This is a genomic window from Streptomyces sp. SID3343 (assembly GCF_009865215.1).
GTDB lineage: Bacteria > Actinomycetota > Actinomycetes > Streptomycetales > Streptomycetaceae > Embleya.
Genome location: NZ_WWJX01000504.1, coordinates 1 through 14,830 on the forward strand (window position 1 = coordinate 1; position 14,830 = coordinate 14,830).

11 protein-coding genes and 2 pseudogenes are annotated in these 14,830 nt (G+C 71.7%); 9 read left to right on the plus strand and 4 right to left on the minus strand.

Annotated elements, in window-relative coordinates; genetic code table 11:
• From GT354_RS15920 to GT354_RS15935, 4 genes are all read left to right on the plus strand, one after another.
• Positions 1–971, plus strand: a 971-nt coding sequence (locus tag GT354_RS15920; protein WP_161356970.1) for a PD-(D/E)XK nuclease family protein, incomplete at its 5' end; no start/stop codon positions are given.
• A gap of 113 nt (positions 972–1,084) precedes the next feature.
• A complete protein-coding gene (locus GT354_RS15925; protein WP_161356971.1) occupies positions 1,085–1,804 on the plus strand; it encodes a hypothetical protein in 720 nt (239 codons plus the stop codon).
• Positions 1,805–1,880: 76 nt separating this feature from the next.
• The gene (locus tag GT354_RS15930; RefSeq protein ID WP_161356972.1) at positions 1,881–5,348 is read left to right on the plus strand and encodes a UvrD-helicase domain-containing protein; all 3,468 of its coding nucleotides are present in this window, start codon (positions 1,881–1,883) and stop codon (positions 5,346–5,348) included.
• A gap of 175 nt (positions 5,349–5,523) precedes the next feature.
• A complete protein-coding gene (locus GT354_RS15935; protein WP_161356973.1) occupies positions 5,524–6,684 on the plus strand; it encodes a PP2C family protein-serine/threonine phosphatase in 1,161 nt (386 codons plus the stop codon).
• On the opposite strand, the gene GT354_RS15940 is transcribed toward GT354_RS15935, so the two are convergent.
• Positions 6,674–7,540, minus strand: coding sequence for an endonuclease/exonuclease/phosphatase family protein (locus tag GT354_RS15940; RefSeq protein WP_237534956.1), 867 nt, complete (start codon positions 7,538–7,540; stop codon positions 6,674–6,676). The two genes, GT354_RS15935 and GT354_RS15940, sit on opposite strands and share 11 nt — an antisense overlap.
• A 305-nt stretch (positions 7,541–7,845) precedes the next feature.
• Between GT354_RS15940 and nudC the strand changes: the two genes are divergently transcribed.
• Positions 7,846–8,766 (plus strand): NAD(+) diphosphatase, encoded by a 921-nt coding sequence (nudC, locus tag GT354_RS15945; protein WP_161356974.1) that lies wholly within the window; start codon positions 7,846–7,848, stop codon positions 8,764–8,766.
• Between the two features lie 105 nt (positions 8,767–8,871).
• Here the strand turns inward: nudC and GT354_RS15950 are convergent, their stop codons facing one another.
• The gene (locus tag GT354_RS15950; protein WP_161356975.1) at positions 8,872–9,120 is read right to left on the minus strand and encodes a mycoredoxin; all 249 of its coding nucleotides are present in this window, start codon (positions 9,118–9,120) and stop codon (positions 8,872–8,874) included.
• A gap of 159 nt (positions 9,121–9,279) precedes the next feature.
• Here GT354_RS15950 and GT354_RS15955 point away from each other — a divergent pair, with 159 nt between their 5' ends.
• The 4 genes and pseudogenes from GT354_RS15955 to GT354_RS15970 all read left to right on the plus strand — a co-directional run bounded on the left by GT354_RS15955 (position 9,280) and on the right by GT354_RS15970 (position 12,829).
• Entirely contained in the window at positions 9,280–11,481 is a 2,202-nt protein-coding gene (locus GT354_RS15955; protein ID WP_161356976.1) for an ATP-dependent DNA helicase UvrD2, read from the plus strand.
• 166 nt (positions 11,482–11,647) lie between these two features.
• Complete coding sequence (locus GT354_RS15960) at positions 11,648–12,073, plus strand: hypothetical protein (protein WP_161356977.1); 426 nt, start codon at positions 11,648–11,650, stop codon at positions 12,071–12,073.
• 244 nt (positions 12,074–12,317) lie between these two features.
• A pseudogene (locus GT354_RS15965) lies at positions 12,318–12,548 on the plus strand (WhiB family transcriptional regulator); the annotation flags it as partial.
• Between the two features lie 59 nt (positions 12,549–12,607).
• On the plus strand, positions 12,608–12,829 hold the full coding sequence (locus GT354_RS15970; protein WP_161356979.1) for a hypothetical protein: 222 nt from the start codon (positions 12,608–12,610) through the stop codon (positions 12,827–12,829).
• A 73-nt stretch (positions 12,830–12,902) separates the two neighbouring features.
• Here the strand turns inward: GT354_RS15970 and GT354_RS15975 are convergent, their stop codons facing one another.
• Positions 12,903–14,300: an AarF/ABC1/UbiB kinase family protein gene (locus GT354_RS15975; RefSeq protein ID WP_161356980.1), complete on the minus strand. Its 1,398-nt coding sequence runs from the start codon at positions 14,298–14,300 to the stop codon at positions 12,903–12,905.
• Positions 14,297–14,830, minus strand: a pseudogene (locus GT354_RS15980) (hypothetical protein); the annotation flags it as partial. The pseudogene GT354_RS15980 and the gene GT354_RS15975, both read right to left, overlap by 4 nt.

A 14,830-nucleotide genomic window follows, 5' to 3' on the forward strand; every position in this document is an offset into this window, starting at 1 on the left:
CGCCGCCCGTGCTGCGTCGGGCCGCCGCGCGTCGGCTCGCGGCGCTGGCCGACCTGCGCGACGACGACGGGCATCCGCTCGTGCCGGCGGCGCATCCGGATCGCTGGTGGGGGTTGGTCGAGCCGACCGACCCCGGGGTGCCGGTGCGCGATCCCGGTACGCCGGTGAAGCTGTCGGGCAGTTCGGTGAGCAAGGTTCGCGACTGCGCGCTCAACTGGTTCTTGGGCAGCGAGGTGCACGCGGACTCGCCGCGCTCGGCCGCGCTCGGCTTCGGCAACGTGGTGCACGCGCTCGCCGACGAGGTGGGCACGGGCGCGACCCCGGCCGAGTTGCCGGTGCTGATGGACCGGCTCGACCGGGTGTGGGACGCGTTGGCGTTCGACGCGCCGTGGCAGTCCGCGCAGCAAAAGGACGAGGCCAGGACCGCGCTGGAGCGGCTGCTGTCGTGGCACACGCACGAGCGGCATCGGGTGGTGGCGGCGACCGAGCACGCCTTCGAGGTGGAGTTGACCGCGGGCGAGTATCAGGTCGTCGTGCGCGGCTCGATGGACCGCGTCGAGCGCGGCGACGACGGGCTCGCCTACGTCGTGGACTTCAAGACCGGCCGCAAGGCCCCGACGAAGGCCGAGATCGAGCAGCATCCGCAACTCGCGGTCTACCAGGTCGCGGTCACCGGCGGGGCGCTCGACGAACTGCCCGAGTTCGAGGGCGGCCGACCCGGGGCCGGCGGCGCGGAGCTGGTGCAACTGCGCACGTCGGAGAAGGACGATCCCGCGCAGCCGCTCGTGCAGACCCAGCCGCCGCCGCAGGCCGAGGCCGACGGCGGCACGTGGGTCGGCGGTCTGCTCGCGGACGTGGCCGGTCGCATCCTCGGCGAGCGGTTCACGCCCAGCACCGGTTCGCATTGCGACCGGTGCGACTTCCGCAAGTGCTGCAGCGCGCGCCCCGAAGGGCGGATGACGGTCGAGTAACACCGTCAAGCGAAGGTCAAAAGTGCACAAAAAGGGGTGGTGCTTCGTCAAGTTTTCAGCGAAGCCATACTCATGGCGACCACTTCCGTCCCCATGTTGTGCCAAGGAGTTTCGTGCGTACCACTCGCGTGGCCGTGCTTGTTTCCGCCGCGGTGATCGGCCTCACCGGTCTGACCGCCTGTGGCGGTGACGACGAGAAGTCGAACGCCAAGACCGACGCGAAGGCCCTCGCCGACGAGGCGGTGAATCTGCTCAAGCAGGTCGACGACTTCAAGATGGTCGGCAGCGGCGAGAGCGACGGCTCGAAGATGGAGATGGACGTCTGCGTCCACAAGGGCGCAGACCTCAAGGGCACCATGAAGATGGACGGCTCGCCGGTCGAGATGATCAAGGTCGGCAAGGACCTGTACATGAAGGCCGACGCCGCCTTCTGGGCCAAGTCGATGGGCGGCGAGGGCGGCCCGGTCGAGGGCATGGACGCGATGAGCAAGCTCATGGCGGGCAAGTACATGAAGACCCCGGCCGACAGCGACGGCGACAACTTCGGCGACCCCTCCGACTTCTTCGACGGCTCGACCGACGGCGTCACCAAGGGCGACGTGGTCAAGATCGACGGGAAGAAGCTGATCCCGCTCAGCAAGAAGGACAAGGAAGGCGCCACCACCACCCTCTTCGTCCCGGAGAAGGGCAAGCCGTACCCCGTCCTGATCAAGAAGGACGACGACAAGACCGAGCTCAAGCTCTCGCGCGGCAAGGACAAGTGCGAGCCGGCCGTACCGCCGGCCGACCAGATCGTCGACGCCGACGCGCTCTCCAAGCTCGGCGAGTCCTGATCCGACGCTCCACCCGCAGCACCCGGACCCGTACGGCCGACCGTCCCTGTCGCCGTGCGGGTCTAGTGTTCCTCCGGTGCACGCCGTACTGACCGATCCGGACGACCTGTGCCGGCTTCTCCGGATCCCCTTCACGCCCGAACAGCTCGACGCCGTGCTCGCACCGCTCGCACCGGGCGTGATCGTCGCCGGCGCGGGCTCCGGCAAGACCACCGTGATGACCGCGCGCGTCGTATGGCTCGTGGGCACCGGGCAGGTACGACCCGACCAGGTGCTCGGCCTGACGTTCACCAACAAGGCAGCCGGCGAACTCGCCCAGCGCGTGCGCAAGGCGGTCGGGCAGCTGCGCGAGGGCGAGATTCCCGCCGACGAGGACGCGGGCGAGCCGACCGTGTCCACCTACCACGCGTTCGCCGGTCGCCTGCTCCAGGAACACGGCCTGCGAATCGGCCTGGAACCCTCCGCCCGGCTGCTCGCCGACGCGACCCGCTACCAGCTCGCCGCCCGCGCCGCGCGCACCGCCACCGGACCGTTCCCCAGCCTCACCGGCCGTCTTCCCGACGTGATCGGCGAGGTGCTCCACCTGGGCGGCGAGTTGTCCGAGCACCTCGTGCCGCCGGGGCGGCTGCGCGCGTGGGACGAGGAGTTCGTCGCCGGGATCGAGGCCGCCGCCAAGCCCTCCGCCGCCGCCCGCAAGGCCGCCGAGGCCGCCCGGCACCGGCTCGACCTCGCCCGCCTGGTCGACGCGTACAACCGGGCCAAGAGCGGCCGCGACCTGCTCGACTTCGGCGACCAGATCGCCTACGCCGCCCGGATCGCCGAAGAACGGCCCGAGGTCGGCGAGATCCTGCGCGACACCTACCGGGTCGTGCTGCTCGACGAGTACCAGGACACCTCCGTCGCGCAACGCGTGCTCCTGCAAGGGCTTTTCGGACAGGGCCATCCCGTCACCGCCGTCGGCGACCCGTGCCAGGCGATCTACGGCTGGCGCGGCGCGTCGGTGGCCAACATCCACGACTTCCCGGTGCACTTCCCGCACCGCGACGGCTCGCCCGCCACGCGCTACCCACTGTCCGAGAACCGCCGCAGCGGCGGCCGCATCCTGACCTTCGCCAACGACCTCTCCGCCCCCCTGCGCACCCCAGAGAGCGGCGTGGAGGCTTTGCGCCCGGGGCCCGGCGCCGAGCACGAGGGATGGGCCGTCGCCGGCCTGCTGCCCACCTACCGCGAGGAGATCGACTGGCTCGCGGACCGGATCAAAACCGCGATCGGCGCCGTCCTCGACAAGAACGGCGACCCGATCACCCCCGGCGACGTCGCCGTGCTCGCGCGCACCGCGACCGACTTCGCCGACATCCACGCGGCCCTGGTCGTGCGCGACATCCCCGTCGAGGTGGTCGGCCTTTCCGGGCTCCTGCACCTTCCCGAAGTGGCCGACCTCGTCGCCACGTGCGAGGTGCTCGACGACCCCACCGCCAACTCCGCCCTGGTGCGCCTGCTCGCCGGGCCGCGCTGGCGGATCGGCGCGCGCGACCTCGCGCTGCTCGGCCGCCGGGCCGCCGAACTCGTGCGCGTCGACCGAGGCGGCGACGACGACACCGACACCCGCCTGGAGGAGGCGGTGGCCGGCATCGACCCCACCGAGGTCGTCTCGCTCTCCGACGCGCTCGCCGACCCCGGCGACCGGCTCCCGTTCTCGGCCGAGGCCCGCCGCCGCTTCGCTCGCGTGGCCACCGAGATCCGCGACCTGCGCCGACACCTGGGCGAGCCGCTGATGGACCTGTTGCACCGCGTGCTCGGCGCCACCGGCCTCGACGTCGAACTGTCCGCGTCGCCCGGTGCGCTCGCCGCCCGCCGCCGCGAGACGCTGCACGCCTTCATGGACACCGCGGCCGGCTTCGCCGACCTGGACGGCGACCCCTCGATCACCGCTTTCCTGGCCTTCCTGCGCACCGCCGCCGAGCACGACAAGGGCCTCGACGGCAGCCTGCCCACCGCCGGCGACTCGGTGAAGGTGCTCACCGCGCACAAATCCAAGGGCCTGGAATGGGAGGTCGTCGCCGTCCCCGGTTTGATCGCGGGCGTCTTCCCGAGCGTGCGCACCCAGAGCAAATGGATCACCAACGGCAAGGCCCTGCCCCACCCGCTGCGCGGCGACGCCGCCGGGCTCGCGGTGCTGCCCGACCTGACCCCCAAGGGCTTCAAGGCATTCGAGGCCGAGATGAAGGGACACCAGGCGATCGAGGAACTGCGCCTGGGCTACGTGACCTTCACCCGACCCAAGCAATTGCTCATCGCCTCGGGTCACTGGTGGGGGCCCACCCAGAAGAAGCCCCGCGGCCCGTCCGCGTTCCTGACCCGCCTGCGGGAGCACTGCCTCGCCGGCAACGGCACGGTCGAAGTGTGGACCCCCGAGCCCGCCGAAGCGCTCAACCCGAATCTGGCCGACGACATCGAGCACGCGTGGCCGCTCCCGCTGGACGCCGTCGCGCTGATCGAGCGCCGCCGCGCCGCCGACGCGGTGCTCGCCGAACTCGCGTGGCGCGACGCCGCGCGGCGGGCCGACCATCCCACGCAGCATCCCTCGGTGGAGACGCCAGGGCAGTCGCCGCCGGTCGAACCGCCGCCCGGGCAGACCTACGGCGACTACGAGCCCGAGGACCCGGAGGCCCACGAACCCCCACCGGAGGACGCGTACGAGGGGCCCGCCGACTCGCCCACGCACGACGAGACCGCGCACGAGGAGCCCACGCACGACGAGCCCACGCACGACGAGCCGGCGCGCGGCCACGACGAACCCCGCCTCCCCACCGACCCCGTCCGCGCCGGGCACCCCGCCGTCGACACCCCCGCGACGCACGAACCCACCCCGCAGGAGCAGGCCCTGATCGAATCGTGGGACCGCGACCTCGTCCGGCTCGCCGAGGAACTGCGCCGCGGCCGCTCCGGCGTGCGCGAGGTGCCGCTGCCCGCGACGCTGTCCGCGTCCCAGATGCTGCGGTTGTCCGCCGACCCGGACGGCCTCGCGCGCGAACTGGCCCGGCCGATGCCCCGCCCACCCGCCCCCGCGGCCCGGCGCGGCACCCGCTTCCACGCGTGGGTCGAGTCGCTGTTCGGCGAACGCCCGCTGCTCGAACCCGACGACCTGCCGGGCGCGGCCGACGAGGAGATCACCGACGAGGCCGACCTGATCGAGCTCCAGGACGCGTTCCTGCGCACTCCGTACGCGCAGCGCGCCCCCCACCGCGTCGAGGCGCCCTTCCAGCTCTTCCTCGGCGGCCGGATCGTGCGCGGCCGGATCGACGCCGTCTACCGCGAGGGCGACGGCTACGAGGTCGTGGACTGGAAGACCAACCGGGTGCAGAACGCGGACCCGCTCCAACTCGCGGTCTACCGGCTCGCTTGGGCCGAATACGCCGATATTGCGCTCGAACGGGTGTCGGCGGCGTTCCTGTACGTGCGCACCGGCGAACTCGTGCGCCCCAAGGGACTGCCGGGCCGTGCCGAACTCGAAGCACTGTTCACCGACGGCGACGACGGCTGATGTGAGACGGCCTCGACACCGACGAACCTCGCCCCTGTGAGGATGGGCCTCATGCGGACGGTTTCCGACACTCGTATGGTTTATGACAGTCGTACGGGACGGATGGGTCGTATGAGGTCGGACGACCCGGGTGGAGCCGACCGAACCTACTTCCAGCGAGGCGGGGTCACAGCGGGTGCGAGGAACCGGTCAGGAGGCGTCGGCGCGGCGTGTCATGGGCGTGCCGGTCGAGCGGCCGCTGCTGCCCGTCGTCGGCCTCGCGCTGCGGCTGTTGCCCTTTCTGGTGATCCTCACCGTCGTGGTGCTGGCCGCGGCCACCCCCGAGGACGTGCACGTCGGTCCGCTCCTCGCGGTGGCCCCCGCGCTCTCCGGGCTCACCCAGACGGTCCCGCGCGGCCCGATTCTCACCGGAGTCGTCGCGGCCGCGGTCGAGACGTTCCTGGTCCTGGTCAACCAGGGGCGCGGCGGCGGTGAACCCTACGTCACGTATCTGTCGATCGGCCTGGTGACGGCCACCGCGTGGGCGGGCGTGCACGTGCGGATGCGCCAGGAGCGCACCCTGCGCGAGGTGCGCAGCGTCGCCGAGGCCGCGCAGGAGGTGTTGCTTCGACCGGTGCCCTCGCACGTGGGGCCGCTCACGGTCGGGGTGCGCTACCGCGCCGCCGCGGCGGAGGCCAGGATCGGCGGGGACCTGTACGAGGTCGTGCCGACCCCGTTCGGCATCCGGGTCGTGATCGGCGACGTGCGCGGCAAGGGACTCGGCGCCGTGCGCACGGCCGCCGCGGTGCTCAGCGCGTTTCGGGAGGCGGCGTACGAGGAGGCGGAACTGCCCGGCGTCGCGCGCCGGGTCTCGGCGAGCCTGGAGCGCAGGCTCGGCGAGGACGACGAGGAGTTCGTGACGATGATCCTGCTCGGCTTCCCGGGCAACGAGGCGTGCGTGGACATTCTCAACTTCGGCCACCCGTCCCCGCTCCTGCTGCGCGCGGCGCACGCCGAGGCGCTCGATCCGCCCACGCCGACCCCGCCCGTGGGCATCCTCGACCTCGCCGGCCTGGAGTTGCCGGTCCTGCGGGTGCCGCTGCTGCCCGAGGACCGGCTCCTGCTGTACACGGACGGCATCGTCGAGGCGCGCAACCCCGCCGGCGAGTTCTACCCGCTGCCCGAGCGCGCGCCCGACAGCCTGCCCGGCGTCGAGGACACCCTGGACCGGCTGGAGGAGGACGTCCAACGCCACGTCGGACACCCGCTCCAGGACGACGCGGCGATGGTCCTGTTGCGGTACGAGCCGGTCGACGCCCGCCACGACGGACTGCTCGGGACGCACGTCAGCGCGTGAGCCCACCCGCGTCCATCGCGATCTCCACCACCAGCGCGCAGTGGTCCGAGACGCCCAGGCGGACCACCTCGGTGCGTCGGACCGCCTCTCGGCCGATGCCGTGGCCGAGCACGTGGTCGAACTGCACGCGCGGCCGATACGAGGGGTAGGTGGGCACCCGGGCCAGGGAACGCCACCTGACCGCGCCCGCGCCGCGCCCGCGCCGGCCCACCACGGCCTGGGGGACACGGCCGGGCAGGTTGAAGTCGCCGAGCAACAGTTGCGGGCCCGGCAGGTCGGCGGTGGAGCGACGGATCCGGGCGAGCTGGGAGATGTTCCAACCGGGCACGAAGGACAGGTGTGCGGCGAGCACCGTGAACGGGCCCGCCGGGCCCTCGACGACCGCCGCGAGCACCCCGCGCGGCTCGTCGGGCACGCGGGTGAGCCCCGGGCGGCCCTGTACCCGCAGCGGCAGGCTCAGCGGCGCGGCCGGGAACCGGCGGATCCGCCAGCGCGACACCGGCAGCCGGGACAGCAGCGCGATGCCGTACGCGGGCCCGCCCTCGCCCTGCTCGTCTGCGGTGTACACCCGGCGCCCGTCCGGGTCCGGGTCGTCCTCGGTCCAGCCCGACACCGGCGCGGGGACCCCGTGTACCGCGGCCAGGAAGCGCCACTGCGGCATCCCCAACGCCTCGGCCGCGAGCGCCGCCTGGTCGGCGCCTCCCGAGCGTTCCTGGTGTCGGTCCACTTCCTGGAGGGCCACGATGTCCGCGTCGAGATCCGCGAGCGCGGCCCGCAGCCGTTCGGGGGCGGCGACACCGTCGGCCAGATCCATGCCGTGCAGGAGGTTGAAGGTGGCGATGCGCAACGTCCTCATCGGCCGACCGTAACGCCGCCGGAGGCCGAGCGCCGACATTCGCGCGTGCGTACGACCCGCGCGCCGGCCCGGCCGTCGATGCCGAGAGTGCGCCGACCGCGTCGTCACGGCCTTCGCGGCACCCGCTCGCGACGTGCCCGCCTCGGCGTCCCGGTCCCCGACGGCGGGCGGCATCGCGTCGATGAGAGGGTGGGGAAGCCGCTGCTCTTCGAGGGCGCGGAGGCCGCCGCCGAGCGCGTCGAGCAGGTCCTGTGGCAGGGCCTCGCGGCGACCTGGCACGTCGAACGACCCGGGAGGGACGTCAGTTGATCCACCCCAAGCCTGCCGTCGGGCAGGCCCTGGCCCGATCCGCACTCGACCGCGCCGCCGAACACCGCCTGGACCAGGCGTGGCTCGACGAGGCGTGGAAGGAGCCGCGGACGCGCGTGCTGGTGCTCGCGCAGGGCCGGGTCCAGTGGTCGGGCCCCGAACACGAACCGCGGCTGGTCCTGATCGGCTCGGCCGACGCCCCCGAGGGCGAGCGCTACCTGCTCGGCGTCGACCCCGACGGCGTGACGTACTTCGCGGTCGCCGTCGACACGCTGCCCGAGGCCGCGGAGGGCATCCGCGAGGCCCAGCTGTACACGCTGGGCACGCTCCTGGACGACCGGGACGCGGGGCTGCTCGTGCACGCGACCGGGCTGCACCACTGGCACCGCACCCACCGGTTCTGCGCGCGCTGCGGGCAGCCGAGCGAGATCGCCGCGGCCGGCCACGTGCGGCGTTGCGTGGCGTGCGGCACCGAGCACTACCCGCGCACCGACCCGGCCGTGATCATGCTCGTGCTGGACGCCGACGACCGGTGCCTGCTGGGCCGGCAGCCGAGTTGGCCGGACAAGCGCTTCTCGACCTTCGCGGGCTTCGTCGAGCCCGGCGAGTCGTTGGAGCAGGCCGTGGCGCGTGAGCTGCACGAGGAGGTCGGGGTGGTCGCCACGTCGAGCGTGTACGTCGCGAGCCAGCCGTGGCCGTTCCCCTCCAGCCTGATGCTCGGCTTCTTCGCGTACGCGGCGGACGACCGGGTGCACGTGGACGGCGAGGAGATCGCCGAGGCGCAGTGGTTCTCCCGCGAGCAGCTCAAGGACGCGGTGGCCGCTTCCGAGGTCGTGCTGCCGGGCGCGCTGTCGATCGCGCGACACCTGATCGAGAAGTGGTACGGCGCGCCGCTGGACGAGAACAACCACTGGTAGCGGACCTGTCCGCACCGCAGGACGAGGACCGGAGCAGCGGAACAGACGACGCGCGGCCCGCGACGGACATCCGTCGCGGGCCGCGCGTGGTGTGGGGCAGGTGGGTCAGGCCGCTGCGGCGACCTTCTCCTTGACCTGGGCCAGGCTCGGGTTGGTGAGCGCGGTGCCGTCCGCGAAGAGCAGCGTGGGGACCGTCTGGTTGCCGCCGTTGACACTCATCACGAAGTCGGCCGACGCGGGGTCGTGCTCGATGTTGACCTCGGTGTAGGCGATGCCTTCGCGTTCCATCTGGCTCTTGAGCCTGCGGCAGTAGCCGCACCACGTCGTGCTGTACATCGTCACGGGGGCCGACATCCTTGTGCTCCTTCGCATGCGCCCTGACCGGAAACCGGCTTTCGCATGCGCCAACGTACGCAAGGCCGGTTTGATTCCGATGCGGCCCGGTCTCGGCGGTCCGCCCGCGGCTGTGGACAACCGACCTCGGCCGTCGGGGATGCCTGAGAGGATGGGTCGATGATCGCTTCCCCCGACGACGTCCTGGACGCGCTCGATCCCGAGCAGCGGCGGGTGGCCAAGGCCGTCGACGGCGCCGTGTGCGTCCTGGCCGGCGCGGGCACCGGCAAGACGCGCGCGATCACCCACCGGATCGCCTACGGCGTGCTCACCGGCGCGATGCAGCCCACCCAGACCCTCGCGGTGACGTTCACCGCGCGCGCCGCGGGGGAGATGCGCGGCCGACTGCGTGAGCTCGGCGTCCCGGGAGTGCAGGCGCGCACGTTCCACGCGGCCGCGCTGCGTCAGTTGCACTACTTCTGGCCGAAGGTCTTCGCGAGTCCGCCGCCGCAGCTCGTGGAGACCAAGATCGCCCTGGTCCGCGACGCGGTGCAGCACTGCCGGCTGCGCGCCGACCGGGCCGAGCTGCGCGACATCACCGGCGAGATCGAGTGGTCCAAGGCCACCCAGACCGCACCCGACGACTACGCGCGGGTGGTGCTCGCGTCCGGACGCAAGCCGCCGCGCGACGCGACCGAGATCGCCCACGTGTACGCGGCCTACGAGAAGATCAAGTCCGGCCGGGGAAAAATGGACTTCGAGGACGCGTTGCTGCTGACGATCGGGCTGCTCGACGACCGGCCCGAGGTGCGCGAGGCGGTCCAGGCGCAGTACCGACACTTCACCGTCGACGAGTATCAGGACGTCAACCCGCTCCAGCAACGGCTGCTGGACCTGTGGTCGAACCAGGCCCGGAGCCTGTGCGTGGTCGGCGACGCGAGCCAGACCATCTACTCGTTCACCGGCGCCACCCCCGCCTACCTGCTCGACTTCCGCCGCCGCCATCTCGGCGCGGAGCTGATCGAGTTGGTTCGCGACTACCGCTCGACCCCGCAGGTCGTGGGCCTGGCCAACCGACTGCTCGCGCACGCGACGGGGGAGGCGGCCAAGCACCGCCTGGAGCTGATCTCGCAGCTCGGCGAGGGCCCCGACCCGCGCTTCACCGAATACCCCGACGAACAGGCCGAGGCCGAGGGCACCGCGAAGCGCGTCCGGCAGCTGATCGACTCCGGGGTGCGGCCCGCCGGGATCGCCGTGCTGTTTCGGACCAACGCGCAGTCCGAGTCCTTCGAGCAGGCGCTCGCGGACATGTCGATCGCGTATCTGCTCAAGGGCGCCGAGCGTTTCTTCGAGCGGCCCGAGGTGCGGCACGCGATGGGCTTTTTGCGCGCGCACGCGATCTCGTCGGGCTCCGAGGCCGACTCGGCGTCGGGGGCCGACTCCGGTGGGCTCGCGGCCGAGGTACGGGCGGTGCTGGGCAGCACCGGGTGGAGCGCCGAGCCGCCGGCCGGCTCCGGGCAGGTCCGGGAGAAGTGGGAGTCGGTCGCCGCGCTGCTGCGGCTCGCCGAGGAGTTCGGCGCGACGTGGCCGCAGGCGTCGCTGCGCGACTTCACGGTCGAGTTGGCGGAGCGGGCCAACGCCCAGCACGCGCCCACGGTCGAGGGGGTCACCCTCGCGTCGCTGCACGCGGCGAAGGGCCTGGAGTGGGACGCGGTGTTCCTGGTGGGCCTCAACGAGGGCATGATGCCGATCACCTACGCGGACACGCCGGACAAGGTCGAGGAGGAGCGCAGGCTGCTCTACGTCGGGGTGACCCGGGCCCGTGAGCACCTCACCCTGTCGTGGTCGCTCGCCCGCACCCCCGGTGGCCGGGGCCGCAAACCCTCCCGCTTCCTGGACGGTCTGCGCGGAAAGGGCTCGCTCGCCCGGCCCGACGCGTTCCGCTCGCCGGGGGCCACCCGCGCCCCCGACGGCACGGTGCGTCCCAAGCGCAAGGTCGGTCCGGTGCGCTGCCGGGTCTGTGCCAAGGCGCTCCAGGACGGCGCCGAGCGCAAGCTCGGCCGGTGCCTGGACTGTCCCTCCGACGTCGACGAGTACCTGTTCGAGCAGCTCGTGCAGTGGCGCATGGAGCGGGCCGAGGAACAGAGCCAGCCCGCGTTCTGCGTGTTCACCGACGCGACACTGACCGCGATCGCGGAGGTGCGACCGCTCAACGAGCGACAGCTCGCGGCGATCCCGGGGGTGAGCCGTACCAAGTTGGACCGGTTCGGCGACGACGTACTCGCGCTGTGCGCGGGCGAGTTCGAGGCGGCGCCCGAACCGGCCCCCGACGAGCTGCCCGACCTGCCGCCGGACCCGTACGAGAGCACGGACGGGGCCTGACATCCGAGGGGTATCCCTCAAGTGACGAGAACCATGCAATAAATCGTTTGCCTAGCGCTGCGAACCACATCTACGCTCACGAGCACGGTCGGAAGTTCGACCGTGCTCGTCCATGAAAACCGGAAACACCCCTGCGGTGTTGCCCCCGAAGCCCTCTCGGAAGGAGGTGATCGTCGTGATCAGGAACTTGAAAACCCAGCGTCAGGCGTTCGCCGCCATTCCGGTCGTGATGTCGGTGGGCTCCGCCAAGCTGTCGCATGCCGTAACCGCCAAGCCCCAGGCCGGTCTCGCCGGCCGTCTCGCGGATCTGTCCTATGCCGGGACCGATGCCCTGATCACCGCCACCACGCGACTGCGTGGCAACGGCAGTGGTGTGTTCGCAGCAGCGGGCACCTCAGGACTCGTCGGTCTGGCAGCGGTCGGCACCGAGGGTCCGTGGCAAGGCGAGCAGGCAGCGAAGACGCGTCGCAGTGAGCGACCGTCCGCAGCGACAGCTTGTGAGCAGGCGCTCGAGACGCAGCAGGCCAATGGCATGGCCATGGCCGGGTTTGCCGGGAACAACGGGTATCCGTCCTGGAGGACGAGGATCTGACGAGAAGTCAGGTCGGCACCTCCAGGGCCGCGGAATCCCGAACACCGGGATCCGCGGCCCTTGTCTTTTGTCGGCTGTCAGCAAAAAACCGAGTAGCGACCGTTGGGGACGCGAGTCCCACGAATCACAGGAGCACCACGTGCCCCACGTCAAACCCCCCGCACCCGGCACAGCCACAGCGACATCGGAGGTAGACCTGATGACTCTCACCGCTTTCGAGGGCACCGACCAGCTCGACAGCACGATCCCCTGCCGTTCGTTCGACCCGGAGGTCTTCTTCGCCGAGTCGCCCGCGGACGTCGAGTACGCGAAGGCGCTCTGCCAGGAGTGCCCCGTGCGCGCGCTGTGCCTGCAGGGCGCCCTCGAGCGTCGTGAGCCCTGGGGTGTCTGGGGTGGCGAGCTCTTCGTGCAGGGCGTCGTCGTCGCCCGCAAGCGTCCCCGCGGCCGTCCGCGCAAGACGGAGGTCGCCGCGTGAACCCCCCGGCGGGACCCCGACGCACGAGCATCCGACACACCTCGTACACGCAGGAACCGATGAAGCACATCCACGACACCAACGCCGTTTTGCCGCATGACAGGAGCAGGGAATTGCATCTCATCCACGAAGCCCTCGCGAGGGCCCAAATGGATCAACAGATCCGCGAGGCCGAGATCCAACGCAGGGCGTACCACGTCCGGATGGCGCGCAAGATGCGCCGTCGGGCCGAGGTCGCCTCGATGCGGGCTCGGCGGGCGCTGGCCATCGCCGTGATGTAGCCGGCCCGCTCGCAGCACGCCGAAGGGCGGGCACCCCCGACAGGGTGCCCGCCCTTCGGCGTGTGGTCGAGCGCTATCGCGGCCCGGTGTCCTCGGCTTCGTCCGCTTCGTCGACGTCGTCCACTTCGACGGAGAAGTCGAACTCCTCGGCCTCGAATCCCTCCGGCAGGAAGCCCGGCAACCAGGTCTCCAGTTCCGCCCGGAACGGCGCGGTGGCGCCGAGTTGGCACAGCACGCCGATCGTGCTCAGCGTCACGCGGTGGATCAGCAGATAGCTCGGCGGCAGGTTGAGCTGGCGGGCCAGGGTGGACGCCGGATTGCGCGGGTCGCCGATCCGCGCGCCCTGCTCGCGCATCCACGCCCGGGTGAAGGTGAACTCGTCGGCCTCGGCCGGCTCCAGGAACGGCAGCAGATAGTCGAGCACCTCCGTCGCGTCGAGCTTGATCGACGGCTTGACGAAGCCCTCCGAGCGCAGCACCTGCATGACGCCGTCGGCGTCGTGCGCCAACGCGAGCCGGAAGGCGTGCCCGATCGGCTCGGGCAGGCCCTCGGGCAACCGGTTGACCGTGCCGAAGTCCAGCACCCCCAGTCGCCCGTCGTCGAGCAGCCGGAAATTGCCCGGGTGCGAGTCGGCGTGCAGCATGCCCGTACGGGCCGGCCCCGAGAACAGGAAGCGGACCAGCAGGTGTCCCGCGCGGTCGCGCTGCTCCCGGGTGCCCTTGTCGATCACCTTGGACAGCGGGGTACCGCCCATCCACTCGGTGACCAAAACCCGCTCCGTCTGGTGCACGACGTGCGGCACCAGGATGTCGGGGTCGCCGTCGAACTCCACGGCATGTGCGGTCTGTGCCTCCGCCTCCAACTGGTAGTCGAGTTCTTCGGCCACCCGGGCCTTGAGCTCGGCGATCAGCGGCTTGACGTCGATGCCCGGGATCAGCGCGCCGGCGAACCGGGCGACGTGGCCGAGCTGGTTGAGGTCGGAGATCAGCGCGTCGCCGGCCCCGGGATATTGGATCTTGACGGCGACCTCGCGGCCGTCGTGCCAGATCGCGTGATGCACCTGCCCGATCGACGCGGCCGCCGCGGGCGCCTCGGTGAACTCGGTGAACATCGAACGCCAGTCGGTGCCGAGATTCTCCGCCAACGCCTTGTGCACGGTGCGCGCCGGCATCGGCGGGGCCGCGTCCTGGAGTTTGGTCAGGGCCGATCGGTAGGGACCGGCCACCTCCTCGGGCAAAGCGGCCTCGAAGACCGACAGGGCCTGGCCGAGTTTCATCGCGCCGCCCTTCAGCTCTCCGAGCACCTTGAAAAGCTGCGCTGCCGTGCGCTGTTGCAGTTCCGCGGCGACGATCTCCGCAGGTCTGCCACCGATGCGCCTGCCCAGCCCCAATGTCGCCCGGCCGGCCACCCCCAGGGGAAGGGAGGCGAGCTTGGCGGTACGGGTCACTGCCCTGCGCGGAAGATCGCTCACCCGACCCATTGTGTCCGACCCGAGGTCGTGCCACGTGTGATCGTGCCCACCTCTTGCGCCGGGCGGGTGGCGCCGCAGTCGCACCGCGGATGCGCGGACCAGCTCCGGCGCCTGGTCAGGCCGTCGGGCAGCTCGATCTCGACGGTGCCGTTCACCGTCGTCGGCAACTCGCCGTCGATCCAGGTCAGCACCTGCATCGCGGCCCGCGCGGCGACCTCGGTCGCCAACACCACATCGCACGGCGCCTCGCCGGGCCCGGGGGCCGCCGCGAGCTGGGCCAACAGGCGCGGCCACGCGGGATCGCGATCGGTGCGCGCGAGGTCCAGACAACGCCCGCACGCGGACTCCCCGACCAGCACGAACGGCCCGATCACCCCGGTGGTCTCGCGCACGTCCGCGTACAGATGCGGTACCCGCTGCCGCGCCAACCGGGCGGCCGGGGCGGGATTCGGGCGACCTTCGGGCACCAGCACCGCGACGTCGGGCGCGCCGCGGTCGGCGGGCAGCGAACAGCGCACACCCGGCGCGGT